The sequence below is a fragment of the Micromonospora sp. NPDC000121 genome (assembly GCF_042899165.1).
Taxonomy (GTDB): domain Bacteria; phylum Actinomycetota; class Actinomycetes; order Mycobacteriales; family Micromonosporaceae; genus Micromonospora.
On record NZ_JBIAZP010000010.1, the window covers coordinates 167,043 to 192,339 of the forward strand.

The following is a 25,297-nucleotide window of genomic DNA, read 5'->3' on the forward strand; positions in this document are numbered from 1 at the left end:
CCACTCAACTCGGCTAGGGCCGCGTTGAGCGACATCACGGCGTCGCTCTACACACGCACGGTCGGCGACATGAGCGGACCCCTCCTCTTGGAATGCCATCGACAGAGATTGCTGGTCGGCTCTACCGTGCATCCGATGCCTCGTGATCGCCCCTCCTTGACCGTCCTGCATGCCTTCGGTGTCAACGGACCATCTCGACCGCTGGACGGTGGTCAAGGCACCTCATGGGTGGTGGATGACCTGGTACTCAAGCCAGAAGGGGGCCCGCCGTACGAATGGCTGGCGGGTGCGCTTCGCCGACGTGACACCTGACGGATTTCGTCTTGCGACGCCGGTCTGTACCCGTGGCGGAGCCTGGGTCTGTGAGGGATGGTCGGCAACGCGGTGGGTCGAGGGCAGTGAGCCGGACTACTCCGTGGTCTCGACGTGGCGGCAGATCCTTACCGCTGGTCGGGCATTTCACCGGGCAGTAGCTCATCTCAAACGCACGGACTTCCTCGATACGCGACAGGACTGGTGGGCACGAGCCGATAGGGCGGTCTTGGGGAAGCGTGCCCTCCGGTTTCACCCGGAGTTTGCGGCCCTGGCGCGACGGCTGCAGGGTGCACTGGAGCCATTGGGACGCTCTCAGATCGTGCACGCGGACCTGACGAACAACGTATTGTTCGCTCCCGGGCTTGCTCCGGCGGTGATCGACATCTCACCTTACTGGCGGCCGCCCGAGTACGCCGAGGGCGTCGTGGTGGCCGACGCGCTCTGCTGGCATGGGGCACCGGCGACCCTGTGGGAAACGGTGGACGTGTCGGTGGCAGCGGTAGCTCGCGCACTGCTGTTCCGGATGGCTACGACAAATGAGCGCGTCGCTTGCGGGGCTGATGTCGCAGATCTGCAGGACGAAGCCCGTCGGTACGGTCTCGCGGCCACAGCCATCGGCTTGTGACAAGCGGGACCCTCTGAAATGGCAACCGGGTCTCTTCCCTGCAAACGCCCATCATGCACCGTGACGCTCGCTCAGCGACACGACCGAGCGTCCGCGTCGCCGCACGTTCGTTACGCATCGCGACGCTCGGTCGACGGCATCTTCCGTAGGATCCCGCCACATGCGGGTGCCCCGGCGCTCTGTCAGCGGCATGGGTGTGGCGGATCATTAAGCGGTGATGAACCCTGCCGCGCCGCCGGCCGAGCCCGGTGCATTCTCGTTGGCTGTTCCACCGCTGTTTGCCGCGCTCGCTCCGGCGCGGAGCATCCTCATCGCCGGAGCGGGCGGGGGGTTCGACGTGTACGCCGGCCTGCCCTTGGCGTTCGCCCTGTGGCGCGGCGGCGCACAGGTGCACCTGGCCAGCCTGTCCTTCTCCGAACTCGAGTTGATCGACCGGGACGCGTGGGTAGCGGAGCACGTCGCGGCGGTGCAGCCGGACACCACCAGCCCTGACTGGTACTTCCCCGAACGGACGCTCGCCCGGTGGCTGGCAGCTCAGGAGCTGCCGTCGACCGTGTACGCCTTTCCGCCGCTCGGTGTCCAGCCGTTACGGGCCGCGTACCGACACCTGGTCGAACACCACGACATCGACGCGGTGGTGCTGGTCGACGGCGGCACCGATGTCCTGCTGCGCGGCGACGAAAGCGATCTCGGCACCCCGGTGGAGGACATCACCAGCCTGGCCGCCGCGGCCGCGCTGGACGTGCCGATCAAGCTGGTGACCAGTCTCGGCTTCGGCATCGACGCCTACGACGGCGTCAACCACGTCCAGGTGCTGGAGAACCTCGCCGCACTCGACCGCGAGGGCGGCTACCTGGGCGCGCTGTCCATCCCCGGTTCCAGTCGGGAGGCCGCGCTGTACCGTGATGCTGTCGCCGACGCCCAGGCCGCCACCCCGGACCGGCCGAGCATCGTCCAAGGACAGATCGCCGCCGCCACGAGTGGCGCGTTCGGAGACGTCCGGTTCACCCGGCGCACCGGCGGCGGCGACCTGTTCGTCAACCCGCTGATGGCGATCTACTTCACCGTCGACCTCGACAAACTCGCCGCCCGATGCCTGTACCTCGACCGCATCGAGAACACCATCGGCAGGCGACAGGTCATCACGCGCATCCAAGGGTTCCGCGACGAACTCCTCAACGCGCGCATCCCCCGCGCGTTCCCTCACTGAACGGCCGGGACGGCGGCAGATCCGGATGCCTTGGCCTGAACGTCCTGTTCTGCCCCGTCACTGGCTCCAGCGTCGCGCTGCACTGGTCGTGCGACCTGGCAAGTTGACGTGGCCACGGGAAAGCGGCAGATGCCTGCGCCTGGGCCTATCGCTAAAGCTTGATCCAGTAACGCCGGGCGGGGCCGAACTTGGTGTCCCGGATGCACTCGAGTAAACCGCCACACCGCTCGATTATCTTTGCCGAAGCGGCATTGTCGACCGCGCAGACGGCCAGCAGCCGATCCAGGCCGAGCGTTCGCGCCTCGTCGAGCATCTGGCCCATCGCCCAGGTGGCCAGCCCGCGTCCGCGCGCGGACGGTCGGATACCGAAACCGATGTGCCCGGCCCACCGCACGTAGTCATCACTGCCGTGCCGCAGTGCGATCCCGCCGAGCACGCGATCGCTCTCGACTATCCATCGATACGTGCAATGGTCGTCCCGTAGCCTCGCCACCCAGGCCGCGAAACCGGCCGGCGAATCTACCTCGTCGGACGGGCCCAGTCCGTAACCGTCCTCATGCAACCCCGGACCCCACTCTTCATGAGCCTCAAGCCAAGCACTGTGCAGGCGGACAGCAGGTGCGGTCAACTCGGGCACGCGACGACAATACCTGCCAGCACAGGCATGGACGTGAGCGTGAACATTCCGCAAGCGCTGGGCTCTCCTCGGCAAGGAAGGAAGGGCACCTCGACGGTCACAGGCACCGTATGCGTAGGAGTTCGCGTCTGCGGATGTGGCGGACGGTCGATCTCGACACGGTGTAACGGCGGACCCTCCCGGCATCCGCTGGGAGGGCGCAGGTCAGGACGGCAGATCCAACTCCACGCAGCAGGCACCGGGGCGGGGGGCCAGCCGGGCCTCGACATCGGCGGCGCCGAGCCCTTCGAGCAGGCCGGTGAGAAAGGCGTGGTTCAACCCACAGACCAGTGCGGTGTGCCGAGTGGCCAGGGCGTGGAACGGGCAGTTGTGCAGCAGCACCCGCCGCTGCTGCTGCGCGTCGGGCCGCGGCTCGAATCCGAGGCCGTTCAGCGCCGACAGGACGTCGCGCCCGTCCTCGGCCAGTCCAGCGCCGAAGCTGCGGCCACGCTGCCCGGCGAGCCGCCGTGCGGCGTCGTCGGCGTGGGCCGGGTCGTCGACGACCGCGTCGGCGAGGATCTCGGCGATCAGTTCGTAGCGGCGTTCCGGGATCGTGACGGCGAGGCCGTCGCCGGCCGGTTCGTACACCTTCGGGCTGCGGCCCCGGCCCCTGGGTTGGTCGGGTGGGGCTTGGTAGCGGGCGCGCAGCAGGCCGGCGTCGACGAGCTTGTCGAGGTGGAACGCGGCCAGCCCGCGGGAGATCCCGGCGGCGTCGGCGGCCTGCTCGCGGGTGACCGGGTGATCCTGGTGCCGCACGTGGTCGTACAGCGCCCGCCGGGACGGATCGGCGAGCGCGGCCACGGCTGTCCACCGGTCCTGCATCTCACCGAGATTATCACCAGCATCAGCTATTGAAATTTTGCTGCGCGAGGTACAGCATGATTAACAACAATGCTGATTGGCGAAAATGGTGGGTGGTTGCCGTGGAACCGATGAAGCAGGCCAAACGACCCGTCGCCGCCATCGCCGGCCCGTACGGGCACCCTCTTCACCCGGCACTGGTCACGATCCCGATCGGGGCATGGATCACCAGCCTCGTCTTCGACATCGCCTCCCACGTCGTCCGCGACGAAACGTTCCTCGCGGACGGTTCCCGATGGCTGATCGCTGTCGGCGTACTCGCGGCCACCACCCTCGTCCTCGTCCTGATCACCGCCCTCGGTATCGGTGAAGGCTGACATGGCAGTCAACCCGCTACAGGTCGTCCAGCGCAGACCCGGCCGGAACCTGGCCGCCGCCGAACAGGCCGCGGCCGCGTTCCTGGCAGCACTCGGCGTGGACCTCGACGCCGACGGGCTGGCCGACACGCCGGGCCGGATGGCCCGCGCCTACGCCGAACTGCTCACCCCGCGCGAGTTCCGGCTCACCACCTTCGACAACGACGAGGGCTACGACGAACTCGTCGTAGCCCGGGCCATTCCGATCCGCTCGGTGTGCGAGCACCACCTGCTGCCGTTCGTCGGCGTCGCCCACGTCGGTTACCTGCCCGCCGACCGGATCCTTGGGCTGTCCAAACTCGCCCGGGTGGCGGAACTCTTCGCCCACGGTCCACAGGTCCAGGAACGGCTGACCAAGCAGATCGCCGACTGGCTCACCGTCCACCTGCGCCCGAGAGGCGTCGGGGTGGTCGTCGAGGCCCAGCACCTGTGCATGACCCTACGAGGGGTGCAGGCGGTCGGCGCCACCACCATCACCTCCACACTGCTCGGCGCGCTACGCGACGACTCGCGCTCTCGCGCCGAGTTCTTCACCCTCACCGGAGTCGGCACCCGCGCCTGACACGTCCCGCTAGGAGAAACCGTGACCGAGCAACATCCGTTCGTGATCGTCGGGGCTGGCCTGGCCGGGGCCAAAGCCGCGCAGACGCTCCGCGAGGAGGGATTCGACGGCAAGATCGTCCTGTTCGGCGAGGAGACCGAGCGCCCGTACGAACGGCCCGCACTGTCCAAGGGTCTGCAGCTGCGCACCACCACACGCGACAGCGTCTTCGTCCACGACGCCAGTTGGTACGACGAACACGACGTCGACCTGCATAACGACACCCGCGTCACGGCCCTCGACCGACAGGCCCGGCAGGTCACGGTCGCCGATGGGCGACGCTTCGGCTACGACAGGCTGCTGCTGGCCACCGGGTCACGGGCCCGGACCCTGCCCGTCCCCGGCGCGCACCTCGACGGTGTGCTCCGACTGCGCACCCTCGCCGACAGCGACCGCATCTCCGATGCCCTCGTCGACGGGGCGAGCGTCGTCATCGTCGGCGCCGGCTGGATCGGCCTGGAGGTGGCAGCCGCCGCGCGCACCCGCGGCGCCGCCGTCACCGTCGTCGAGGCCGCCGACCTGCCCCTGCAGCGCGTCCTCGGCGACCAGCTCGCGACCGTCTTTGCCGACCTGCACCGCGACCACGGCGTCACTTTCCACTTCGGCGCCCAGGTCCAGATGTTCCAGGGGTCGAACCGGGTCAGCGCGGTGCTGCTCGCCGACGGCACGGTCCTGCCCGCCGACCTCGTCGTCGTCGCCGTCGGCGTCCTGCCCAACACCGAACTCGCCGAACAGGCCGGCCTCGCCGTCGACGACGGCGTCGTCGTCGATCAGACCCTGCGTACCAGCGACCCGCGCATCTGGGCCGCCGGCGACCTGGCCAACGCCCGCCACCCCCTGCTGAACGTCCGGGTGCGGGTCGAACACTGGGCCAACGCCCTGCACTCCGGACCGGCCGCCGCCCGCGGCATGCTCGGCCGAGCTGTCAGCTACGACCGGCTGCCCTACTTCTACACGGACCAGTACGAGCTGGGCATGGAGTACACCGGCCACGCTCCGCCCGGCTCCTACGACCGGATCGTCGTCCGCGGCGAACTCGCCAACGGCGAGTTCATCGCGTTCTGGACGGCACAGGGGCGGGTGCTGGCGGGCATGAACGTCAACGTGTGGGACGTGACCGGCCCGATCGGGCAGCTGGTTCGCTCCCGGCAGCCCGTCGACCTGGACCGCCTGGCCGATCCCACCGTCGTCCTCGAAAGTCTGGTGGGGCGGGGGTGAGCCGACCCCGGTGAGGTGGTCGGTGATGGTGCTGGGAGGAGGAACCGCGTTCACCGCCGGTAGGTGTACCAGCGATCCGAAGGGGTACCCGCGCCCAACGTCACGCCAGAGAGGGAGGCGCCGTGGAAAGTCGAGCCAAGGCGATGGGCCACGGGATCCACCCCATGCTGATCGTTTTCCGCTGGGGCTGCTCGCCGCGGCGGTGATCTTCGACATCCTGTATCTGATCACGGACCGGGCCGGATTCCAGATCTCCGCCCGTACATCGTCGGTGCCGGCATCATCGGCGGTCTCGTCGCCGCGGTCTTCGGGTTCACCGACTGGCGGGCCATTCCGTTCGGCACCCGCGCCAAGCGGATCGGCGCGATCCACGGCATCGGCAACGTCGTCGTCGTGCTGTTGTTCGCGGTGAGCTGGCTGGCGCGGGCCACCGCGGCGAACTGGGCGCCGAATGCCCTGGCCCTGATCTGCGGCTTCGCGGGCATCCTTTGTCCGGAATGACGGCCTGGCTCGGCGGCGAACTGGTTGAACGGGTCGGCATCAGTGTCAGCGACGGCGCCAGCGTCAACGCGCCGAGTTCCCTGTCCCGCCGCCCCGTGCGCCGCTCCCGCGCCTGACCGGACCGGGGCGGCCTACCACGACGCCACCGGCCCGTCGACCCCGCGTGCCGATGGAGGAACCCATGACCGGGTTGCGTACCGACCTGTACGAGCTGCGGATGGCGGCCAGCTACCTACGCCGGGACATGGTGGAGCGCGCCACGTTCAGCCTGTTCGTCCGCCGCCTGCCGCCGCAGCGCGGCTTCCTGGTGGCCGCCGGGCTGGCCGAAGCGCTGGCATTCCTGGAAGGCTTCGCGTTCGACGAGGACGACATCGGCTATCTACGCGACACGGTCGGGCTCGACCAACCGACCTTGGCGGCGTTGGCCAAGCTGCGGTTCACCGGTGACGTCTGGGCCGTACCGGAGGGTCGCGTGGTGTTCGCCGACGAGCCGCTGTTGGAGGTCACCGCGCCGATCGCGGAGGCGCAGCTGGTGGAGACCGGCGTGCTGAACCTGATCACCTTCCACACCACGGTGGCCAGCAAAGCGGCCCGATGCCGCCTCGCGGCCGGCGACGCGCAGTTGGTCGACTTCGCGTTCCGCCGGACGCACGGGATCGAGGCCGGGGCGGCCGTGGCGCGGGCGTCGGCGATCGCCGGCTTCGCCGCGACCAGCGACGTCGAGGCCGCGCGACGCTACGGGCTGCCGCCGTCCGGGACGATGGCCCACTCGTACGTCGAGGCGTTCCCCGACGAGCGTGCCGCGTTCCGCGCGTTCGCCACCGACTTTCCCACCAACCCGGTGTTCCTCGTCGACACCTACGACACGCCCGCCGGAGTGCGGGCCGCCGTCGAGGTCGTCGCCGAGTTGGGCCTGACCGGCCCGGTGGCCGTGCGGCTCGACTCCGGAGATCTCGCCGCGCTGGCCGTGCAGACCCGCGCGATCCTCGACGACGCCGGGCTGACCCGGGCCCAGATCGTTGCCAGCGGCAGCCTCGACGAGGACGTCATCGCGGCGCTCGTCGCCAAGGCCGTACCGATCGACGCCTACGGCGTCGGCACCCGCATGGGCGTCTCCTTCGACGCGCCCTCCCTGGACAGCGCCTACAAGCTGGTGTCCGTCGGCGACCGACCGGTGCTCAAGCTGTCGCCCGGCAAGGCCACCCTGCCCGGCCCCAAGCAGGTCTTCCGTGATCCCACCGGCGCCAGCGGCGACGTGGTGGGGCTGCGCGACGAACCGCCACCGGGCAATCGAGAGCCGCTGCTCGTGCCGGTCATGCGCGGCGGTCGTCGCCTCGACGCCGCCGACCCGGCCGGCGAGGTACGCGCCGCGCGTCGCCGATTCGACGCGGACCTCACCTGGCTACCGGAGACGGCGCGTCGGCTGGCGGACCCGACGCCGCTCACCGCCACCGTCAGCCCGGCCCTGACCGCGCTGCACGACCGGGTGGCGGCGCAGGTGGCGCGGGGCGCGACCTACTAGTTGTCTTCACCCTGAGCAGCGCTGTGCTCAAGCCGGTTGGAGTACGAGAATCGCGGCGAGCAGTGCCATGGCGGGGAGTGGTGGCAGTACAGCTTGTTCGGGATTTTCCAGGTCTTGAGGGTGGCGGTGGCGCGTCATCCTCGGCCGCTCCCTCGTTCTCCGATCGCGCGAATCTCGCGTGGGAGCGGTTGACCTCGCGCATGGGCTGGGGCAGGTCCGGCCGTAGAAGCACGTGTTGGCGGCCGGGCCAGAGTCCGGATACCGGCGGACCGGAGGGGATTTGACCCCGGTGGGGCATGGCCCGCCAGCGGCCCTCCACACCCTTCGAGTCGCCCCGTGCGTGCCCCGCGTACGACTCTGGGTGCTGCAACAACCCGGCTCTGTCACCGGTCCAGGCCGAGTATGGGTGTCATCCGGCTACCCGAGCAGCTGGTTTCCGAGCGGCGTCCGAGCCCGGTGTCAGCGGCAGACGCGGACGTCAAAGGCTGCGGCGGTCGGCTTCCGTGCGGCCGAGATGTCGGCTGGCTCAGCGCTTGCAGGCCCTCGTCCGTACAGAAATTCCCGTGCCGGTGCGGCATGGCGGTGGCTAGCGTACGTGGATGAGCACTGTCCCGATGGCCGGACTGCGGCTGCGGTTCTTCACCGATCCGGGCGAGTTCCTGGCCGTGGCGGGTGACTACCTGGTCGCCGACCCGGTCGTCAGCACGGTCGTGACCACCCTCGCGCACCGGCTGTTGTCGCGGCAGGCCGAGGGGATCTCGCAGCCCGACCGTAACTGGTGGCTGGTGGTCAGCGACGACTCCGGCGCCGTGGTCGGTGCCGGGATGCGCACGGCGCCGTACGCGCCTTATCCGCCTTTCCTGCTGCCGATGCCCAACGAGGCGGCCGTGGCCCTGGCCCACGCGTTGCACGACCGCGGGGAGGAGATACTCGCGGTCAACGGGGCCCTGCCTGCCGTTGAACTGTCCGCCGCCGAGCTGACCCGGCTCGGCGGGGGCCGAGTCCAGGTCAGCCAGCACACGCGGCTACACGAGCTCGGCGAGCTGGCGTGGCCGTCACCTGTGCCCGGCGGCTTGGTGGTCGCTACCGAGGACGACGTGGAACTGGTCATGAAGTGGTTCGCCGCGTTCATGGGCGACGCCGACGAACAGGCGGGCCGCCCGCGCGGTACCAGCGCGCACGAGATGCCCGACCGCGCGGAGATGCTGCGCCGGCTCCAGGCCGGACGGTTGTGGTTCTGGGTCGACGAGACTGGCGAGCCGGTGCACCTCACCGGTGCCAACCCGCCGTCGTTCGGGGTGGCCCGCGTGGGTCCGGTGTACACGCCGCCGGCCCAGCGCGGGCGTGGTTGGGCCAGCAACGCGGTCGCCGAGGTTTCCCGGCGGATCCAGGCCGGGGGTGCGCGGGTCTGCCTGTTCACCGACCAGGCCAACCCGACCTCGAACAAGATTTACGCCGCCCTCGGCTACCGTCCGGTCGTCGACATGGCCAACCTTGTCATCGTCCGCTGATGCCAAACGCATCCCCGGCAGATGCGGATGCGGCAGTGATCAAGGGTTGACAAGCTCAAGCCAGCTGCGACAACCTTGCAGCCGACCACGCAATCGGCGTGGGCACTCTGCATGAGGGAATGACGCCTGTGATCCGGGTAGGCCGAGCGGCCGCCTGAGTGTTGACGACGCGACGAATGATCGTCGCGCGGCTCCATCACGGATGAGCGGTCCAACGCTTTCTTTCCGCGCACCGTAACTTCTCGCATGCATCGAGGTTCACGTTGATCATGGATGTCCGCATCCAGCAGTCCGTCGTCGCCAACCTGTCCAACCGACCCGCGCCCGTAGAGGTGGGGCCCTTCGTGATTGGGATGGATCCGACAACGACCAGTCCCTACATCAACTACGCGACGCCGCGCCCCGGTACTGCCATCACCGCGGCCGATGTCACCGCCCTGGTCGCAGCCTTCCACGCGGCTGATCGCAAGCCCCGCCTGGAGTACGTCACCAGCTGCGCCCCAAGCCTGGAAGCACTGCTGACCGCCGCCGGCTTCACCGTGGAAGCCCGGCACACCTACCTGCTCTGTACGCCCGACACATTGGAGACACCACCCACGCTCGACCACGTCAGTCTGTACGAACCGAGCACCGACTCTCAGCGCGCCGCGCTGATCAGCGCGCAGAACGAAGCCTTCGGCGGCGACCCGGTGGCCTCCGAGGCTGACGTAGCTCGCCTCCGGCGCCAACAGGGTGCGGGAGGCGTGGCCGTCATGGCCGTCACTGACGACGGCACCTGCGCGGGAGGTGGCGGGGCGGTCCCGCCCACCGGCGCGGTGAGCGAGGTCGCCGGCATCGCCGTTCGCAAGCCCTACCGCCGCCAGGGACTGGCGGGCGCGATCACCGCCGAAACAACCCGACGGCTGTTCACCGCGGGCGCGGAGATCGCCTGGCTGGAGGCCTCGGGCGAGGAATCGTGGCGGATATACGAGCGCGCCGGCTACCGACCTGCCGGTCAACGGCTCTACATCGCCTTGAACTGAGGTCCGACGCAGAACCCGGGCTGAGGTCACCGACCAAGGCCCGGGCCACCTCCGCGGTTCACTTCACAGCACGGAGCAACCGCTCATCGGGATGTGCGTGTGCCTGCTCCTTCCCGTTGTGGTCGGCCGGCCCCTGCCACTCCGGCTGGCGGCGTTGTTGGTCGGTGCGGATCGCATCAACGGCTACCCGCGTCTACTCGATGGCGGGCTGGCGGGCGGCAGCGGAGGATGACCTGGTGGCACCACCCGAGATGGTTCTGTCCGATCTTCGTGACGCGTGGAGTCCTGCGCTGGCCGGCAGGCTTCTGGGCCTGTACGTGCACGGCTCGCTGGTGGCCGGCGACTTCGCCGCAGAGCGCAGTGATCTTGATCTGCTCGCGGTACTCGACACCGACCCGGACGAGAACCTCCTCGCCGTGCTCGCCGGACTGCACGCGGACCTGGACCGGCGGCACCCGCAGTGGGCCGGCAGGACCGAGGTGGAATACGTGTCACTGGCTGCCGCGCGCGACGCGGCGCAGGGTGGCACCGGTCGGGACCATGTTATTGCCCGGGTCAGCCCCGGTGAATCGCTGCACCTGTTACCCGCCACCACCCACCGCATCGTGACCTGGTCCGCCGTCCACGACCACGGCCGCAGCCTGCTGGGACCCCCGGCCGACATCCTGCTACCCGCCGTCGACCCCGACCGCGTCCGCTCGGCTCTGCTGGACCACGTCCGCGACTGGCCGACCTGGGTGACCCGGATGAAGACCCCCGGAGCCCAGTCCTACGCGGTGCTCACCCTCTGCCGAGCCCTCCAACGCCTCGAGAACGGCCGGCAACTGTCCAAGCGGCAGGCCGCCGACCAGACCATCACCGCCCTCCCCCGATGGGCGCGCCTCATCATCTGGGCACGCGACTGGTGGTACGACTCCGGCCAGGACACCGACCCCGGCAGCGCCGACGACGTCCAGGCATTCGTGAACGAACTCAGCGCCACCATCCTGGCCTCGGAACGCGCCAGACACGTCGGCCTCACCCGATGACTGCCGGTCAAGGAGCCTACTGTTTTCGGCAGTGACGCTCGGTCGGCGGGCGCGGGTTGATCTTGCGGGTTCGGTGCGCTGTTCCGCCATTGGGTGTGGCATGGTGACCGGGTGATCGACAGCCGTGGGGCCTTGGAAGCCGTGGTCCGGCACGCTGTGGAGCTTGAGGACGATTACGACGCCATCGCACCGACTCTCAGAGAGTTGGAGGCTTGCGGGGACATCACGTTGGTGCCTCGGCTGGCCCAGGCGCTCGACCGGTTCCTCGACGAAGGGAACTTCTACGGTCGTGACCTGGTTGCTGGCATCTTGGCCGGCATCCAGGGCGTGGCGGCGCTCCCGGCGCTGCTGCGCGCCTCGGCCCGCGAACTCGGGGACGACCAGGACAGCTTGCAGACCGAGATCATCGACCTGCTGCGCGGGGACCGGCCGGCCGCCCGGCGCGCGGTGCTCGAGTTGGTCACCGGTGACGCGCTCGAGTTGCGCCGCGAGGGGCTGTGGGCACTCGGGTTCGTGGCCGAAGCGCAGGACGTCGAGCTGCTGGCCGCTGCGGCGACCGACGCCGATCCGAGAATCAGATCCGTGGCGATCGGCTCGCTTCCTGACTCAGCCGCTGACGACCGGGCCTTCGAAGTGCTCGTCGAGGCGCTACGTGACCTGGACGAGCAGGTACGAGTGTCGGCGATTAGCAGACTTGGCTACAGCGGCAGGGCTGACGCGGTGATGCCGCTCGTTGACCTCGCCACCGACCTGGCGTCGCGGGTACGGTCCATGGTCGCGTACGCACTCGGGCGCCTCGGCAGCCGCGAGGCGACCCCGGCCCTGCTGCGGCTACTCGACGACCCCGATTCGCACGTCCGCGAGAACGCCCGCAACGCCCTCGGCTCCGTCGGCGGGCCGGCCGCGGTCGACGCCCTGCTCGCGCTCGCAGCTGACGAAGATCCGGAACTGCGGGTCGAGGCCGCCGAAGCGCTCGCGAAGGCGGTCGACTCCGATCCGCGCGTGGCACCGCAGCTCACGGCACTGGCGCGAGACGACCAGGCAGCGGTACGGGCGGCCACCGTCCATGGGCTCGCCAGCGCCGGTGGCAGGCCCACGCACTGGCGGAAACTCCTGGTTGAGCTCGCAACCGACCCGGCCCCCGACGTCCGTCAGCGGGTCGCGGTCGCGGCGCGACATCTCGCGCCTGACGCGGCCCCGGACATCCTCCACCGGTATGCCAGCGACCCGGACCCGATGGTACGCCGGCTGGCCGGCACCGAACTGTACCGACTGACCGACCCCACCGCCCGCTGATTCGGCAACCAACGGTCGGTAGAGCACGCCCAGGGCGGCAGATCCGGACGACGGTTCAGCTGACGATTCGCCCGATCCGCCCCGTACGACGCGCGAACGGTGCCACGATGCCGGCAGGGCGTGCCGGCGTTGGCCGCCCCCAGTCGAGAGGGGCCGACGTGAGCACCGTCCCGCCGGGCACGCCCTGCTGGGCCGACCTGGCCACCCCGGATCTCGCCGACGCGCGACGCTTCTACCCGGGAGTTGTTCGGCTGGACCGGGCGGATCACGCCGGAGCCCGAGGCGGGCGGCCACAGCGTCTTCCTCGTAGAGGGCAGGGTGGTGGCCGGGGCCGGCCCACCGACCATCCGGACCAGGTGCCGATTAAGTCGATGTACGTCGCGACCGACGACGCAGACCTGGTGGCCGGCCGGGTCGAGCGGGCCGGCGGACAGGTGGTGGTGCCCCCGTTCGAGGTCTTCGATCGGGGGCGGACGGCGGTCTTCGCCGACCCGGCCGGCGCGACGCTCAGCGCCTGGCAGCCGATGGCTATGCCCGGCGCCGAGGTGTTCAACATCCCCGGCGCGATGGCCTGGAACGAGTTGGTCACCTCCGACCCGAAGGGCGCGGAGGTCTTCTACGAGCTGGTCTTCGGCTGGCACCCGGACGACCAGCCGATGGGAACGGTCACCCACACCGGCTGGCGGCTCGGCGCGCAGATCGTGGCGGGGATGATGCCGCCGCTCGGCGACGACTCCCGGAGGACTCGCCCGCCTACTGGTCGGTGTACTTCGCGGTGGTCGACGCGGACGCGGCGGCCGCCCGTGCCGGCGAGCCGGGTGGCACCATCCTGGTCCCGCCTCGGGACATCCCGGCCGGCCGCTACGCCGGCCTCCGCGATCCGCAGGGCGCCTTCTTCAACGTCATCGCCCTCGCCCGCACCGGTACCGGCTGGCAGCCGTCGGCTGTCGGGCCCGCCCGCGCCGTCCCGCCGAGAGTTGCCCGAGCAGAGGAAGCGAAGCCGAAGCCATGACAGATATTCCACCGGGGGCACCCGCCTGGGTCGACCTGGTCACCACCGACCTCCCCGGCGCGGCGCGCTTCTACGCGCCCTTGTTCGGCTGGGCCGTCGCCGAGGCGGACCGGCAACCCGCGGATGACGGTCACCTCGTCTTTCATCAGCAGGGCAAGCCGGTGGCCGGTGCCGGGCTGGGGGCCGGCCCGCAGCGGCCGCCTGCCTGGATGCCCTACCTGGCGACCGACGACGCCGAGGGGGCGTGCCAGCGGGTGACCGCCGCCGGCGGCCGGATCCTGACCGAGCCCTTCGACGTCCCCGGCTCCCGGCGGACGGCGCTCTTGGCCGACCCGGCCGGGGCGCCGTTCGGGGTGTGGCAGTCGCTCGGTATGCCGGGGGCCGAGGTGTTCGACGTGCCCGGCTCGCTGACCTGGGCCGAGCTGACCACGCGGGAGTGGGACCGGGCTAAGGAGTTCTACGGGTCGGTGTTCGGCTGGACGGCGGACGATCAACCGATGGGCCCGATCACCTACACCACCTGGCAGCTGGATGGCCGCCCGGTCGCCGGGATGATGCCCATGATCGGCGAAGATTGGGGTGACCTCCCGTCGCACTGGATGGTTCACTTCGCGGTGTCGGACACCGACGCCGTCGCCGACGAGGCGCAACGGTTGGACGGGCTGGTGTCCGTGCCGCCGACCGATCTGACGCGGGGCCGGTTCGCGGTGCTCACCGATCCGCAGGGGGCGTTCTTCTCGATCCTCGGGGCTACTTCGCCGGCCTGACCGTCTGCGGCTCCGGCGTACCCGCCGGCGGCGGAGAGGTCGTGCATCGTGGCGGGCAACCCCAGCCGACCGGCCTACAGCTGCTCCGCTCGCAACCCGTCCCGGTCGACGTTGTCATGAACGTCTACGCACCCGACCAGCAATGGTCGCGGGCTGAACCGCAAGGTCCGGTGCCGGCCGGTTGCTGCCGGTGCGGACATCCCGACCGACGCAAGCACTATCCCCGAGACGTTCGTTCATCGGCAGAGTCGGATGCGCTCCGCCGACGCGGGGGGCGCTGCGTGGTCGCGTGCAGGGATCCAGAACCTCTTGATCACGCGGCATGCCGTCCGGTGGCCGGAGCGATCAGCGGGCGGGCACCGGCTCGCGGGATCGGACCGCGCCGGTCGACCGAATGACCGCGCCTCAGGGTCGATGTAAAACTTTCTAGACACAAAGTCAAAGATTCGCTACCTTCGTGATGTCAAAGATTTCAGACATCCGAAGGGCTTGTCATGACACACGTAGAGAAACGCGCGTGGATCAGGCTGGTCGTCGCGGTGCTCGGCTACTCCGCCTACGTGGCCCTCGTTGTCAGCCGCGCCGATGGTCGTTCGCTCCCCGACGTGCCGTACGCGAGCGCCCTGTTGTGGACGGTCGGCGCGGCCATCGTCGCGTCGATTGTGGCGGAAGCTGGCATGGCCGTCGTGAATCCGGGCGCGCCGCGGGTCAAGGACGTGCGGGACCGCGAGATCGGTCGGCTCGGCGACCACGTCGGCCAGTCGTTCGTGGTCATCGGCGCGGTCGCTGCGATGTTCATGGCGATGGCGGACTGGGACCGGTTCTGGATCGCCAACGTCATCTACCTGTGCTTCGTGCTGTCGGCGATCCTCGGCGGCATCACCAAGGTCATCGTGTACCGCAGGAGCTTCCCGCAGTGGTGAAGCCAACGCAGGTCACCAACCGCATCCGCGCGCTGCGCTTCGCGCACGGCGAGATGACCCAGGCCGAGCTCGCCGAGCGCATCGGCCTGACCCGGCAGACCCTCATCGCCATCGAGCAGGGCCGCTATTCGCCATCCCTGGAAATGGCCTTCCGGATCGCCCGGGTGTTCGGCGTTCCGCTCGACGACGTGTTCCAGTACCCCGACTCCCCCGAGGAGAAGTCATGAAGGCGATCGCCCGCGACATCTACGGCCCGGCCGACGTGCTCGAGCTCCGCGAGGTCGACAAACCCTCGGCCGGAGACGACGAGGTGCTGATCGAGGTACGCGCCGCCGGCCTGGACCCAGGCGTATGGATCTTCATGACCGGCCGGCCCATGGCGGTGCGGCTCGCGGCCGGGCTGCGCCGGCCCAAGGTCGCGGTGCTCGGTCGGGCCGTCGCTGGTGTGGTGGTGACGGTCGGCGCCGGCGTGACCCGCCTGCGTCCCGGCGACGAGGTGTACGGCACCTGTCAGAGCGGCTCGTTCGCCCAGTACGCGATGGCGCGGCAGCACCGGCTGGCACCAAAGCCGGCCAACCTCACCTTCGAGCAGGCGGCGGCGATGCCCATCTCCGCGGTGACCGCGCTACAGAGCATCCGTGACGCACAAGTGCAGCCCGGACAGCGGGTGCTGATCACTGGCGCGGCCGGGGGCGTCGGGTCGTTCGCCGTCCAACTGGCCAAGGTGCATGGGGCAAGCGTGACCGGCGTCTGCAGCACCTCGAAGATCAAGCTGGTGCGTTCCATCGGTGCCGAGGACGTCATCGACTACACCCAGCACGAGATCGACCGTGGCGGCGCGCGATACGACATCATCGTCGACACCGCCGGCAACCGGCCGTTGTCGCTGCTCCGGCGCGCGACCACGCCGCGCGGGACGATCGCCCTCGTCGGTGGCGGCCACGCCACAGGCTGGCTGCTCGGCGGCTTCCAACGCCAGATGGCCGCGCCGTTGCTCTCACTGGTCGGCAGCCAGCGAGTGCGCGGTGTGACCGCTCGGGAGCGCTACGAAGATCTCGAGGAACTGACCACCCTCACCGAGGCGGGCTCGGTCACGCCGGTCATCGACCGCACCTACGCTCTCGCCGACGCGCCCGACGCGATGCGCTACCTCGCCCAGGGCCATCCCGCGGGGAAGATCGTCGTCACGGTGTAACCCAGCCGGGAACGGCACAGCACGACCCCCGCGACCGCGGATACCACCAGCCCAACCTCGACGGTGGTGACGACGGCACTGGACCCCCTGCAACGGCCCGCGGCATGAGCGCACGTGCCCTCGGATCAGAACCCGATCGAGTTGAAAGGCTCGGGATCGGTGCGGAAGAGTCGTGAAAGGGTGGCCAGGGCATCCGCTTCATGTGGGCGGATCTTGCCGGCGCGAGCCAGGGCGGCGGCGGACATCCCCCCGAGGTAGAGCGATCCGAGTGCCTGCATGTCCAGGGTCAGGTCCGCGGCGCCATCAACGCGCCGACATTCGCCCACCTGCTCGCCCAGCGCATCGGTTGCCCGGCGATCTGCCGGGACGAGATCAAGGAGGGCATGGTCCGCGTGGCCGGGGTGAGGTGCCGACTCGGCAGACGGCGCCGGATCACCTGCGAAGAGAAACCAGAGCCGCGTCGATGGCGTCGAGCAGTTCTTCTTGGCACTCGGGTTGGTCAGCACGGTTTACGTCGACACCGCACTCCAACTGCCGTGCACGGAGCAAATCCTTGTGGGAGTACTGCGAGATGTCCACGGGGAAGGCGAAGGGGTCGAGGCCTCGTTCCAGGAGCACGTCGACCGGGTCGCGCTCGCCGTCACCGACGTGAAGCCAACTGTCGTACGGTGAGCGGAAGTACACGTTTGCCGCGAGTCCGCTGGTCCATTCGGTGAACAGCGCAGCCAGGCTTGGGGAGGCGCGAACCGGGTTCCAGTCGTCGGCGCCGATCTGGTAGCGCCAGATCTCCCCCTCGTTGTCGCCGGCCAGCACGAACGTGAAAACGATGTGCTCGTACATGAACATCGGCAGCTGATGCCGCCAGTGGAAGGGGATCCCGACCGCGAAGGACAGGTAACCCAACAAGTCGTCGGCCTTGTCGAACACCAGCGGAAACGCGCCGCTGGGCAGGACCCGCCCATACGGCAAGCCCTGGGTGTTGAGCCAGATCGGTTGTTCGGCGACGCGGTCCACGTCGAAGACCCGGCAAAGCACATCGACAGGCATCCCGTCGATCCGGTCGTCCTCATCGACCCAGGGGACACCGGCGGCAGCCGCCGCCGCTCGGTAGTCCTCCACCGCACTGCGCAGCACGCGCATGTCGTCCAGCATCATGGCCTTCCCTTGGTCGAGACCAGGCACAGGTTAGCCCCGCCGCCGGAACGACCCGCAGCAGATGAGCGTTGCAGGGGACGACGTTGAAGGCGAGCAACCTCGGCGCGGGTTCGGCAACTCCCCTGCTACCAGCGATCACCTGTCGTAGCGCTCGGTCTGCGCATGAGCGGATGCTCGCTAAAGAAGCGGGGCGGTTGCCGTGGTCGGAACATCGAGCGTGACGAGGTGGCCTTCGCCGATTGCGTGTACCGGACCGTTGTCTGCGGGAACCAGCCGGTCAACCCGCGCCAATAGCCGTTCGCGGGCGACGGCGTTGCCGACGCGGTCGATGGTAGCCAGCGAACCGTCCGTGAAGGCGAACAGCGCGCCGCCGGGCACCAGGGCCGAGGCGCGGACAACGCCGTGCGGTAGATGCCGTACGTCGATGACGGCATTATGAATCAGGTCGATGACCGCGACACCGGCGTCTTCGACGAGCCACAGCGTGTCACCGTGAAGGATCGGCGTTTGTGGGCGGAGATCACGCTCGTGGTGCCACAACACCTGCACACCGCTCACCGGATGAAAAGTCATGACCGTGCGTCGACCGCTGAGGAACGTGACATGGCCATCGTTGCTGACTCCGTAGCTGCCGCCGGCATCGGAGATGACCACCGGCTCCGGCAGTGACCACTGCCTCAGAACGTCCCCGGAGGCGGCCATCACCAGTAGTTTCGGCAGACCGCCTGCAAGAAATCACCGACCAGGCCGATGCGGACTATCGACGGTATTGGCTTGCCGAGTCGCGGGTATCCCTCCTCGTGGCCACCACCCAGGAGGTGATCGATGCCGGTGACGTCTGGTCGATCAGCGCACCCCATCCGCCCGAACTTGTGGCCGCGCGGAGACTCGGCGGGCAACGCCAGGCCGTCAAGGACGGATTGATCCATCTACTTCACCTCGATGAGCATCAGCGCCGGCAGTGGCTGGACGGCCGCCAGCCAGCGCCTCGCGAGCGCGCTAACTGGTGGTTGTGCCTGCTGCTGGTCATCGATCAACACTTGAGGGACCGGTCGGCCCGGCGGCCGGACTGGGCGGAGCTGAAGCTCTGGCTGCTGCGGCAGGGACGGGCCCGGGGTGTGTTCACCGGAGCCGACAGCGCCGAGAAGCTGGCGTACTTCGCGGCGGACATGCGCCGTGCGGGGGTCGAGTTGGCGGCACTGCCGTCGGCTGACGAGATCGTCCGGGCCTGCCTGGACGCCCTCCCAGTCGGTCTGAACGAGGTGGCCACGCTCGCCGACCGGCAAGACCTCGGCGGTCTTGAGCTCACACAGATGCGCCACTCCCGGCAGGCGAAGAATCTCATCAGCGCAGCCCAGTGGCACCTGGACGAAGTCCACGACACGCACCTCGCCGCCCAGCTGCGCGAGTGGATCGACATCAAGCCGCGCCTCGTGTAGCAGCCGGCCCTACCCAACAAACAGAGGCAACGCCCGCCTCGGCCAATGCATCCTCATCGACGCAACGCGGTTATGCCTGGAAACAGCAGACGCACGGTCGGCGGCAGATCAGTGCACCGGCGGCGGCAAACGATCTGGCTCTTGGTCAATTGAGCGATTTACGCATCTGTTGTGTCACGACACGATAGCCGGAAGTCTCATACAGCCGGATCGCCCGGGCATTGTCGCGGAAGACGTTGAGCTCCAGGCGACCCACGCCACGGGAGCGCACTGCGTCCTCGGCAGCAGCCAGGAGCGCGCGTCCGTAGCCGGCTCCGCGGTACGCCTCATCGATCTCGATGTCGTAGATGAACGCGCAGTCGGGCGCACCGCGCGGGTGCGTCAAGCCCAGCCACAACACGCCAACGTAGGCGCCGTCGGGAAGCACGGCCCTCAAGAACAGCATTCCGGCAGTCGCAAAGCCCTCCGGCAACAGGACGTCGTTTGCCTTGGTGGCCAACTCGAGGGCCTCGTCCACCGCCAGTTACCGGCAGCTACCTGCTCATCCGCGAATGATCGGATGGTGCGGTCACGCCACTCCTCGAACTCGTTCCTCGTCATGTCCCGTACGATCAACTCAGGCACAGCGTGATGGTCCCACGCCAATCGGTGGACGGCTGCCCCCATTGTCCGCGCGAGCATCAGGTCGGCCGCATACACGGATCTGCGCATAATCGTGCGCATGCCGCTGCGCGCGTTCAGTTATCTGCGGCGCCTGGCAATCGTTGCCGCTAACCGCCGCGGGTACGGGGCACCGCAAAGGGATCCGCAGGAAGGAAGCAGCCATAGTCCTGCAGCGGCTGCGGATCATCGAGTACCACCTGTTGCAGCCAACCGGCGGGCGACAGACCGTCCGGCCGGTCGCTGACCCGAGTGCCAGGCAAGAGTCCACCAATGCCGACCGCCTCGCCGTCCACGGCGTCGGCGGCGAGCGCTCCGTCCCGATCGAGCAGGGCGTGTACGGCGTCGTGGACGTCGGCCACCGCCTCGGCTGCCTCGGCGCCGGTCAGACCCGGGTGACGGTCGCGCAGCGCCTGCCGTGCCGCGGCCAGAAACCGGTCCGGGTCTACCACGACGACATCGCGTCGTGTCCGGATGCTGATCGTCATGCCCACCTTCGGTGCCACGGCGCCCGTCATGTTGGGAGGGTAGGCCCAAGGGGCTGGCGGCCGAAGACAGCGACACCACATTGATCGATGTCCGCTCATCGGCTTCTCATCTACTGGTGTTACGACCGCAGCCCGGCCAGCCTGGGTCGAGGTGCGGCTCGGCCGTCGGCTGCGCGCTGGAGAAGTCGAGCGGGCACCTGAGCCTGGCCCGCCCGGACCCCGCCGGGTTCCTCGGGTTCGCGGCGGTCTTCCAGCACGCCCGTGGCACCGGCGCCGGACGGTCTCTCGGCACAGCCGTCATCAACTCGGCCGTGTCGGCCGGGTTCGACAGCGTGGTCACGGACTGGCGGGTGACCAACTGCTCTCCTCGCGGGCCTGGCCGGCGCTCGGCTTCAGCGAGACGTTCGTACGGCTGCACCGGCTGATCCGCTACTGACCAGCCGTGACCGTACGCCCGTCAGCGGCTGCGGGCTCGGCGCACGGAAAGCGGTATGTGCGGATCTTCACTGTCGCGCGACTGGAACTGTTCCGTAGCGCGCGGATCGCGGTAAATCAGGACGTCTCCGGGCAGTCGTGAACAGGCTCCTGGGATCATGGCAGCGTGGCCGGGTTCAGTTATAAGACGTCGTGGCTGGCTGTCCGAGACCGGACCCCTGGGGAGGTCGCCGATGCGCTTGAGCTGCACGACCGGGAGGTCCTCGACTGGGCCACCGGCACCGACCGGGCCTACCGGTACGGCGTGTACGTGGCCGCACCGGTGCCAGGCTGGACCCTCGCCCACAGCCGGCTGCATATGCCGACGGGTTTCGACGCGACCGAGCCGCCCTTCCCCGACTGGCTCAGGAAGCTGAGCCGACACCTGGGCGAGGTGCAGTTCTTCGTCAACGAGCGTGTCCCGGACTATCGCGCCTGGGCCCGGGCACTGGATGGTGAGCTGTTGCGCGCCTACTGCTTCATCGGCGAGCGAGGCGAGGTGCCGCTGTTCGTCGGTGATCCAACAGCCGACGAGATCGGGTTGGGCATCGGCATTCGCGGTACAGAGCCCGGGTGGGAACACTGGTCGGACGAGGAGTGGACAGCCTGGTACGCGACGACGCCGTCCGAGTCCGACGTGATGGCGATGGCCGGTCGCTGGAGCATCGATCCGAGCACGATCGACGATGCCACCGTGACTGCGACCGGCATTTACGGGCTACCGCCATCGGTCCCCCACACGTCTCCCAATGACAACCCACGTTGAGGGCATACCGCCCTTCCCCCCAGCCCGATCAGAGTCAGGCATCGCCGGTGGTACAACTTCGCGTTGCCCCACCCGGTGGGCATTCTCATCGGCACCACCGGACGTACGTCCAGTGCAAGCAGGCTCAGCGACAGTGGGCGTCGGGCTCGCGACGGGTAACGGCGAAGTCGTCGTTGCCGAGGGACAGCAAACACGTCGGTGGTGTGCGAGACGGCGTGGGTTCGACGCGAGTTCTCCCCCGCGGGCCAGCCGCTGTCAGGGCGCGTCACGCACCGTAGCCACAGCGGGCTAGCTTCGGCATCCGGTCTGCCGAATTGGGTGCGGTCAGTGTGTTTGGGTCTCCCAGGCCGGCTGCTGGGGCTCGTCGTTGTGCACGATGATGTTGGCGTGATGGGTCGGGCGGACCGTTGCGAAGTAGAGCTGTTGGGAGGGGATGTAACGCTCGCGCCAGCGCCGTTCGACGTCGGCTCGAGATAACACCCGGCGCTCCCGGATGGCGGCACGATCCACGGTCTTCTCGAGTGCCGTCGACACGAAGATGCGCAGGTCCCACCGATCAATCAGTTCCGGGCGCATGAGGAAGACGCCGTCGAAGACCAGCACGGCGTCGGCGGGGGCAGTCATGACCGGCGGGGACAGGGCAGTGTCCGCGGTGCGGTCGTACACCGCGTGTTGGAAGCGTCGATCTCCGCCTGGGCCGAGCGGATCGAGCAGAACCCGGTTCAACGCGTCGTAGTCGTGGGTGTCGAAGTAGCAGCCTTCGGCTGAGTACTCGCCGCGCGGATAGCGCTGCGCCCGGGGGAAGAGGAAATCGTCGATCGTCGCGCGGATGACGTTGCGGCCCTGTCCGCGCAAGAGGACGGCCAGCTCGTCGGCGAGGGTGGTCTTGCCTGCGGCTGGCGGTCCGTCGATGGCAACCCGCGTCGGATGTGCGACTGTGACGGACCCGACTGCCTCAGCCAGGCGGCCGAGCAACTCGTCGCGGGTGCCCTGGTCCATGTCCTGCCCCGTCCTAGTCTCGCGAAGGTCGCCATGTCGGGCCGACCTTATGCGCGCCAGCCCTTTCGCGCCTGCCAATGCCGGAGTGAGCGAGATTGCCGCATGTGGAAGTGACTGCGGTCGTGGCGCAAACGCACTGTCATGCCGGCGCTGGTTGCTCGGCATTGCGTGACTGTTCTGCCGCCGGTGGTGCGTCACGTTGAGTGATGGGCCGGCCGGCCCTCGACGCGCGGTCCTGTCGAGGATCGGGCACCGGACAAAATGGGGATGGCGTACCGCGTAGGCCCTCTGACATCGACCGTAGGCGTCGGACCGAGGCAGAATGTCGAAGGTGGTGAGCAGGCTGTGCCCTTTCGGCAACCTCGATTACCGATGCCTTTCCGCCTACCTCACCGATGGGCGAAGACGAAACCACCCTCGACGTTCGGGGCCGAGCGATGCAACATCTCCGCCTCGACAGTGAAGCCGGCAGCGTCCAGCCAGGTCGCGACCCGGGCCGGTGACCGACGGTGCACGTAGACATTCATTGGGTGTCCGCCGTAGCCCTCCGTCTTGAGCTTGCTGCCGTCGCCGGCATGGAAGCCCAGCAGCAGGGCCCCGCCAGGCCGCAGCACCCGAAAGAACTCGGCGATGACCGTGGGGACCTCGTTGTCGGGAACGTGGATCAAGGAGAACCACGCGAGCAAGCCGGTCAGAGAACCATCGGCCAGGTCGAGACCCGTCATGGAGCCGACCTCGAACCGCAGGCCGGGATGGTCCCGCCGGGCCACGTCGATCATCGCGGGCGACAGGTCGACACCGAACGCGTCCAGGCCGATGCCTCGCAGATATGCGGTGATCCGGCCCGGACCGCAGCCGACATCGGCGACCGGCCCGTTCCCCTGAGCGTGCACCAGCTCGGCGAAGAGCGCCAGGATGCCCCGCTCGAACGGCTCGCGGGCGAGGGCGTCCCGCAGCAGGTCGGCGTAGCTGACCGCCACGGTGTCGTAGGAGGTCCGGGTGTCGTCGAGCCAACCGGGAACGCGCATGCGGAGCACGATAGCCCCGACTCACGCGGTCGCGTCGTCTCGGGCAATGCCACCACCGATCCGCGCGAGTGCGACGGCCGTGGCCGTCATGTATATGCAGACCAGCGAGGTGTCAGGGTAGTGGGGTGTGGTCGCCGGCAGCGTGCACTGTGGCCGGCTCGCATCGAACCTCTCTGCGGGGTTTCCAGTCCCGCCAGGGTCATCCAGATCGCGCCAAACACCTTCACCGTGTCTGGGGCCACGTTCGGTCACAACTCCGCTGCGCCGGGCGCTACCGCCTGCCCACGCACTCCGCGACTTTCGATCAGTCACCCACCCGAATCTCCGGGAAGGCCCGGCGGCACATGGCCTCAACGTCGCGCAACCCTTCATCCTCCTCGTAGATACAGGCCGCGCAGATGGACAGGGCCTGACCATCCGGCCTCGGATGGATCCGCGGCGCATGCCCGCATTCAAGGCACGGCCAACCTTCGTCAAGGGCCATACGCGATCCTGGCACGTGCACTCTCCGCTTGGAATCGGACAAGATTGGCTCGGGGTACGCGTTTTTCCTCATCGACAGGGGTTGCCGATGGCCTGGGTTCGACCCCGGTAGACACCGGCCTGTAGCCCGCCAATGGCCCGTCGGCCGGACACATAGAACGCGTTTGTGTAGCCTGCATCCGACACGGGGAGGTTCGCAGGTGCCGAAGAGACCGCCGATGCCTGAGCACCCTAAGAGTCTCGGCGACCGGCCGACCAACGACCTGGCCGCGGGCCACTGGCCGGGTCCGGCGGAGATCGACGCCTGGGCCCGGCGCCGCACCCGACGCGCCGGCTTCGCCGTCCCCTTGGCGGTGCTGCTGGTCGTGGCCGTCGTATGGGGGGTGACGGTCGCCGCTGGTCGCGAGGGTGGCGAACGGCCGACGGCCGCTAGAGCACCGGCATCCGCCGGTGGCGGGACGGCGCCTCCGGCGATCGTGGTGCCCGGCGATCCGGCCCAGATCCCGCCCGAGGCGCTGCTCCAGCCGGACGACCTTGGCCCGGGTTACCAGGTGCACAACGAGGACACCTTCGAAGCGGGGACCTATCCGACCTGGACCTTCAACCACGGCGACAGCTGTCCCGCGTATCCCGACCTGAACGTGACCGCCTACCAGCGGTACCGGTACATGCGTATCAACATGGTGGGCAAGGACGTCGAGCACGACGGTGGCCAGGCCGTGCACGAGGAGGTCATGCGATATCCCGGCGCTACCGGGACGCAGGTGCTCGTCGACGTGCGTCGGGTGGTCCAGGCGTGCCCGCAAATCACCGGGGCGTCCGAGGCCTCGACGGAACAGCGTCCGGCCGTAGCGGTGCACCGGTGGACCCTGCTCGACGACAGCTTCGCCGGCGACGAGTCGCTCCTGCTGAGCCAGGAGGTCGTCGCCAGAGAGAAAGCCACCGGACGGCAGATCGGCGACGCGCTCGTCACCCGCTACGCCGTCGTGCGGGTCGGCGACCTGGTCGCCGTGCTGCAGACGGACGACTACACCGTGGAACGCATACGGCAGCTTGCCGGCCGGGCCGCCGCCCGGCTGTGCACGGCGGCGACCAGCCAGTGTTGAGCTACAGCGGGATGCTGCCGTGTTCCTTCAGCGGCAGCGTCTCCCGCTTCGTCCGCCGCA

The 25,297-nt window shown here is 68.9% G+C and carries 27 protein-coding genes and 1 pseudogene; 19 read left to right on the forward strand and 9 right to left on the reverse strand.

What is annotated here, in order from left to right; translation table 11 throughout:
* The first annotated feature begins 634 nt into the window (after window positions 1-634).
* Both ACFY23_RS25150 and ACFY23_RS25155 read left to right on the forward strand, forming a co-directional pair.
* On the forward strand, window positions 635-940 hold the full coding sequence (locus tag ACFY23_RS25150; RefSeq protein WP_350685322.1) for a hypothetical protein: 306 nt from the start codon (window positions 635-637) through the stop codon (window positions 938-940).
* 259 nt (window positions 941-1,199) lie between these two features.
* A complete protein-coding gene (locus tag ACFY23_RS25155) occupies window positions 1,200-2,150 on the forward strand; it encodes a DUF1152 domain-containing protein (RefSeq protein ID WP_350819274.1) in 951 nt (316 codons plus the stop codon).
* A gap of 151 nt (window positions 2,151-2,301) precedes the next feature.
* On the opposite strand, the gene ACFY23_RS25160 is transcribed toward ACFY23_RS25155, so the two are convergent.
* Both ACFY23_RS25160 and ACFY23_RS25165 read right to left on the reverse strand, forming a co-directional pair.
* Window positions 2,302-2,787, reverse strand: coding sequence for a GNAT family N-acetyltransferase (locus tag ACFY23_RS25160; protein WP_350686566.1), 486 nt, complete (start codon window positions 2,785-2,787; stop codon window positions 2,302-2,304).
* Between the two features lie 204 nt (window positions 2,788-2,991).
* Entirely contained in the window at window positions 2,992-3,648 is a 657-nt protein-coding gene (locus ACFY23_RS25165; protein WP_350686568.1) for a helix-turn-helix domain-containing protein, read from the reverse strand.
* Between the two features lie 56 nt (window positions 3,649-3,704).
* Here ACFY23_RS25165 and ACFY23_RS25170 point away from each other — a divergent pair, with 56 nt between their 5' ends.
* The 14 genes and pseudogenes from ACFY23_RS25170 to ACFY23_RS25235 all read left to right on the forward strand — a co-directional run bounded on the left by ACFY23_RS25170 (window position 3,705) and on the right by ACFY23_RS25235 (window position 16,639).
* The gene (locus ACFY23_RS25170; RefSeq protein ID WP_350819275.1) at window positions 3,705-4,004 is read left to right on the forward strand and encodes a DUF2231 domain-containing protein; all 300 of its coding nucleotides are present in this window, start codon (window positions 3,705-3,707) and stop codon (window positions 4,002-4,004) included.
* Between the two features lies 1 nt (window position 4,005).
* Window positions 4,006-4,605, forward strand: coding sequence for a GTP cyclohydrolase I FolE (gene folE, locus ACFY23_RS25175; protein ID WP_350686570.1), 600 nt, complete (start codon window positions 4,006-4,008; stop codon window positions 4,603-4,605).
* A gap of 21 nt (window positions 4,606-4,626) precedes the next feature.
* On the forward strand, window positions 4,627-5,862 hold the full coding sequence (locus ACFY23_RS25180; protein ID WP_350686572.1) for an FAD-dependent oxidoreductase: 1,236 nt from the start codon (window positions 4,627-4,629) through the stop codon (window positions 5,860-5,862).
* Between the two features lie 282 nt (window positions 5,863-6,144).
* Complete coding sequence (locus tag ACFY23_RS25185) at window positions 6,145-6,363, forward strand: DUF2231 domain-containing protein (RefSeq protein ID WP_350686579.1); 219 nt, start codon at window positions 6,145-6,147, stop codon at window positions 6,361-6,363.
* Between the two features lie 181 nt (window positions 6,364-6,544).
* Window positions 6,545-7,885, forward strand: coding sequence for a nicotinate phosphoribosyltransferase (locus ACFY23_RS25190; RefSeq protein ID WP_350686574.1), 1,341 nt, complete (start codon window positions 6,545-6,547; stop codon window positions 7,883-7,885).
* Window positions 7,886-8,484: 599 nt separating this feature from the next.
* Window positions 8,485-9,396: a GNAT family N-acetyltransferase gene (locus ACFY23_RS25195; RefSeq protein ID WP_350686576.1), complete on the forward strand. Its 912-nt coding sequence runs from the start codon at window positions 8,485-8,487 to the stop codon at window positions 9,394-9,396.
* A 269-nt stretch (window positions 9,397-9,665) separates the two neighbouring features.
* Entirely contained in the window at window positions 9,666-10,418 is a 753-nt protein-coding gene (locus tag ACFY23_RS25200) for a GNAT family N-acetyltransferase (RefSeq protein WP_350819277.1), read from the forward strand.
* A gap of 236 nt (window positions 10,419-10,654) precedes the next feature.
* Complete coding sequence (locus ACFY23_RS25205) at window positions 10,655-11,446, forward strand: aminoglycoside adenylyltransferase domain-containing protein (protein ID WP_350676716.1); 792 nt, start codon at window positions 10,655-10,657, stop codon at window positions 11,444-11,446.
* Window positions 11,447-11,557: 111 nt separating this feature from the next.
* Window positions 11,558-12,742 carry a HEAT repeat domain-containing protein gene (locus ACFY23_RS25210; protein WP_350676714.1) on the forward strand — a complete coding sequence of 395 codons (1,185 nt, stop codon included), beginning with the start codon at window positions 11,558-11,560 and terminating at the stop codon, window positions 12,740-12,742.
* Window positions 12,743-12,900: 158 nt separating this feature from the next.
* Window positions 12,901-13,649, forward strand: a pseudogene (locus tag ACFY23_RS25215) (VOC family protein); the annotation flags it as partial.
* 101 nt (window positions 13,650-13,750) lie between these two features.
* Window positions 13,751-14,521, forward strand: coding sequence for a VOC family protein (locus tag ACFY23_RS25220; RefSeq protein ID WP_350676711.1), 771 nt, complete (start codon window positions 13,751-13,753; stop codon window positions 14,519-14,521).
* 539 nt (window positions 14,522-15,060) lie between these two features.
* The gene (locus tag ACFY23_RS25225; protein ID WP_350676709.1) at window positions 15,061-15,444 is read left to right on the forward strand and encodes a hypothetical protein; all 384 of its coding nucleotides are present in this window, start codon (window positions 15,061-15,063) and stop codon (window positions 15,442-15,444) included.
* Window positions 15,438-15,671, forward strand: coding sequence for a helix-turn-helix transcriptional regulator (locus ACFY23_RS25230; RefSeq protein WP_350676706.1), 234 nt, complete (start codon window positions 15,438-15,440; stop codon window positions 15,669-15,671). Before ACFY23_RS25225 ends, ACFY23_RS25230 begins: the two co-directional genes overlap by 7 nt.
* Window positions 15,668-16,639, forward strand: coding sequence for an NAD(P)-dependent alcohol dehydrogenase (locus ACFY23_RS25235; RefSeq protein ID WP_350676703.1), 972 nt, complete (start codon window positions 15,668-15,670; stop codon window positions 16,637-16,639). The genes ACFY23_RS25230 and ACFY23_RS25235 overlap by 4 nt, the downstream gene beginning before the upstream one ends.
* Before the next feature lie 125 nt (window positions 16,640-16,764).
* On the opposite strand, the gene ACFY23_RS25240 is transcribed toward ACFY23_RS25235, so the two are convergent.
* The 3 genes from ACFY23_RS25240 to ACFY23_RS25250 form a co-directional block, all read right to left on the reverse strand.
* A complete protein-coding gene (locus ACFY23_RS25240; RefSeq protein WP_350676701.1) occupies window positions 16,765-17,145 on the reverse strand; it encodes a sterol carrier protein domain-containing protein in 381 nt (126 codons plus the stop codon).
* Window positions 17,072-17,794 (reverse strand): hypothetical protein, encoded by a 723-nt coding sequence (locus ACFY23_RS25245; RefSeq protein WP_350676699.1) that lies wholly within the window; start codon window positions 17,792-17,794, stop codon window positions 17,072-17,074. Before ACFY23_RS25245 ends, ACFY23_RS25240 begins: the two co-directional genes overlap by 74 nt.
* A 177-nt stretch (window positions 17,795-17,971) precedes the next feature.
* Window positions 17,972-18,496, reverse strand: a complete 525-nt coding sequence (locus tag ACFY23_RS25250; RefSeq protein ID WP_350676697.1) for a hypothetical protein — start codon at window positions 18,494-18,496, stop codon at window positions 17,972-17,974.
* Between the two features lie 98 nt (window positions 18,497-18,594).
* Here ACFY23_RS25250 and ACFY23_RS25255 point away from each other — a divergent pair, with 98 nt between their 5' ends.
* Entirely contained in the window at window positions 18,595-19,233 is a 639-nt protein-coding gene (locus tag ACFY23_RS25255; RefSeq protein WP_350676694.1) for a hypothetical protein, read from the forward strand.
* 145 nt (window positions 19,234-19,378) lie between these two features.
* On the opposite strand, the gene ACFY23_RS25260 is transcribed toward ACFY23_RS25255, so the two are convergent.
* The gene (locus ACFY23_RS25260) at window positions 19,379-19,750 is read right to left on the reverse strand and encodes a GNAT family N-acetyltransferase (protein WP_350676692.1); all 372 of its coding nucleotides are present in this window, start codon (window positions 19,748-19,750) and stop codon (window positions 19,379-19,381) included.
* 253 nt (window positions 19,751-20,003) lie between these two features.
* Entirely contained in the window at window positions 20,004-20,411 is a 408-nt protein-coding gene (locus ACFY23_RS25265; RefSeq protein ID WP_350676690.1) for a hypothetical protein, read from the reverse strand.
* A gap of 571 nt (window positions 20,412-20,982) precedes the next feature.
* Here ACFY23_RS25265 and ACFY23_RS25270 point away from each other — a divergent pair.
* Entirely contained in the window at window positions 20,983-21,621 is a 639-nt protein-coding gene (locus tag ACFY23_RS25270; RefSeq protein ID WP_350676688.1) for a hypothetical protein, read from the forward strand.
* A gap of 324 nt (window positions 21,622-21,945) precedes the next feature.
* Here ACFY23_RS25270 and ACFY23_RS25275 read toward each other — a convergent pair whose 3' ends face one another.
* On the reverse strand, window positions 21,946-22,620 hold the full coding sequence (locus ACFY23_RS25275) for a cytidylate kinase family protein (protein ID WP_350676686.1): 675 nt from the start codon (window positions 22,618-22,620) through the stop codon (window positions 21,946-21,948).
* Window positions 22,621-23,009: 389 nt separating this feature from the next.
* On the reverse strand, window positions 23,010-23,648 hold the full coding sequence (locus ACFY23_RS25280; RefSeq protein ID WP_350676684.1) for a class I SAM-dependent methyltransferase: 639 nt from the start codon (window positions 23,646-23,648) through the stop codon (window positions 23,010-23,012).
* Between the two features lie 701 nt (window positions 23,649-24,349).
* Here ACFY23_RS25280 and ACFY23_RS25285 point away from each other — a divergent pair.
* Window positions 24,350-25,237: a hypothetical protein gene (locus ACFY23_RS25285; protein WP_350676681.1), complete on the forward strand. Its 888-nt coding sequence runs from the start codon at window positions 24,350-24,352 to the stop codon at window positions 25,235-25,237.
* The last annotated feature ends 60 nt before the right edge of the window (window positions 25,238-25,297 follow it).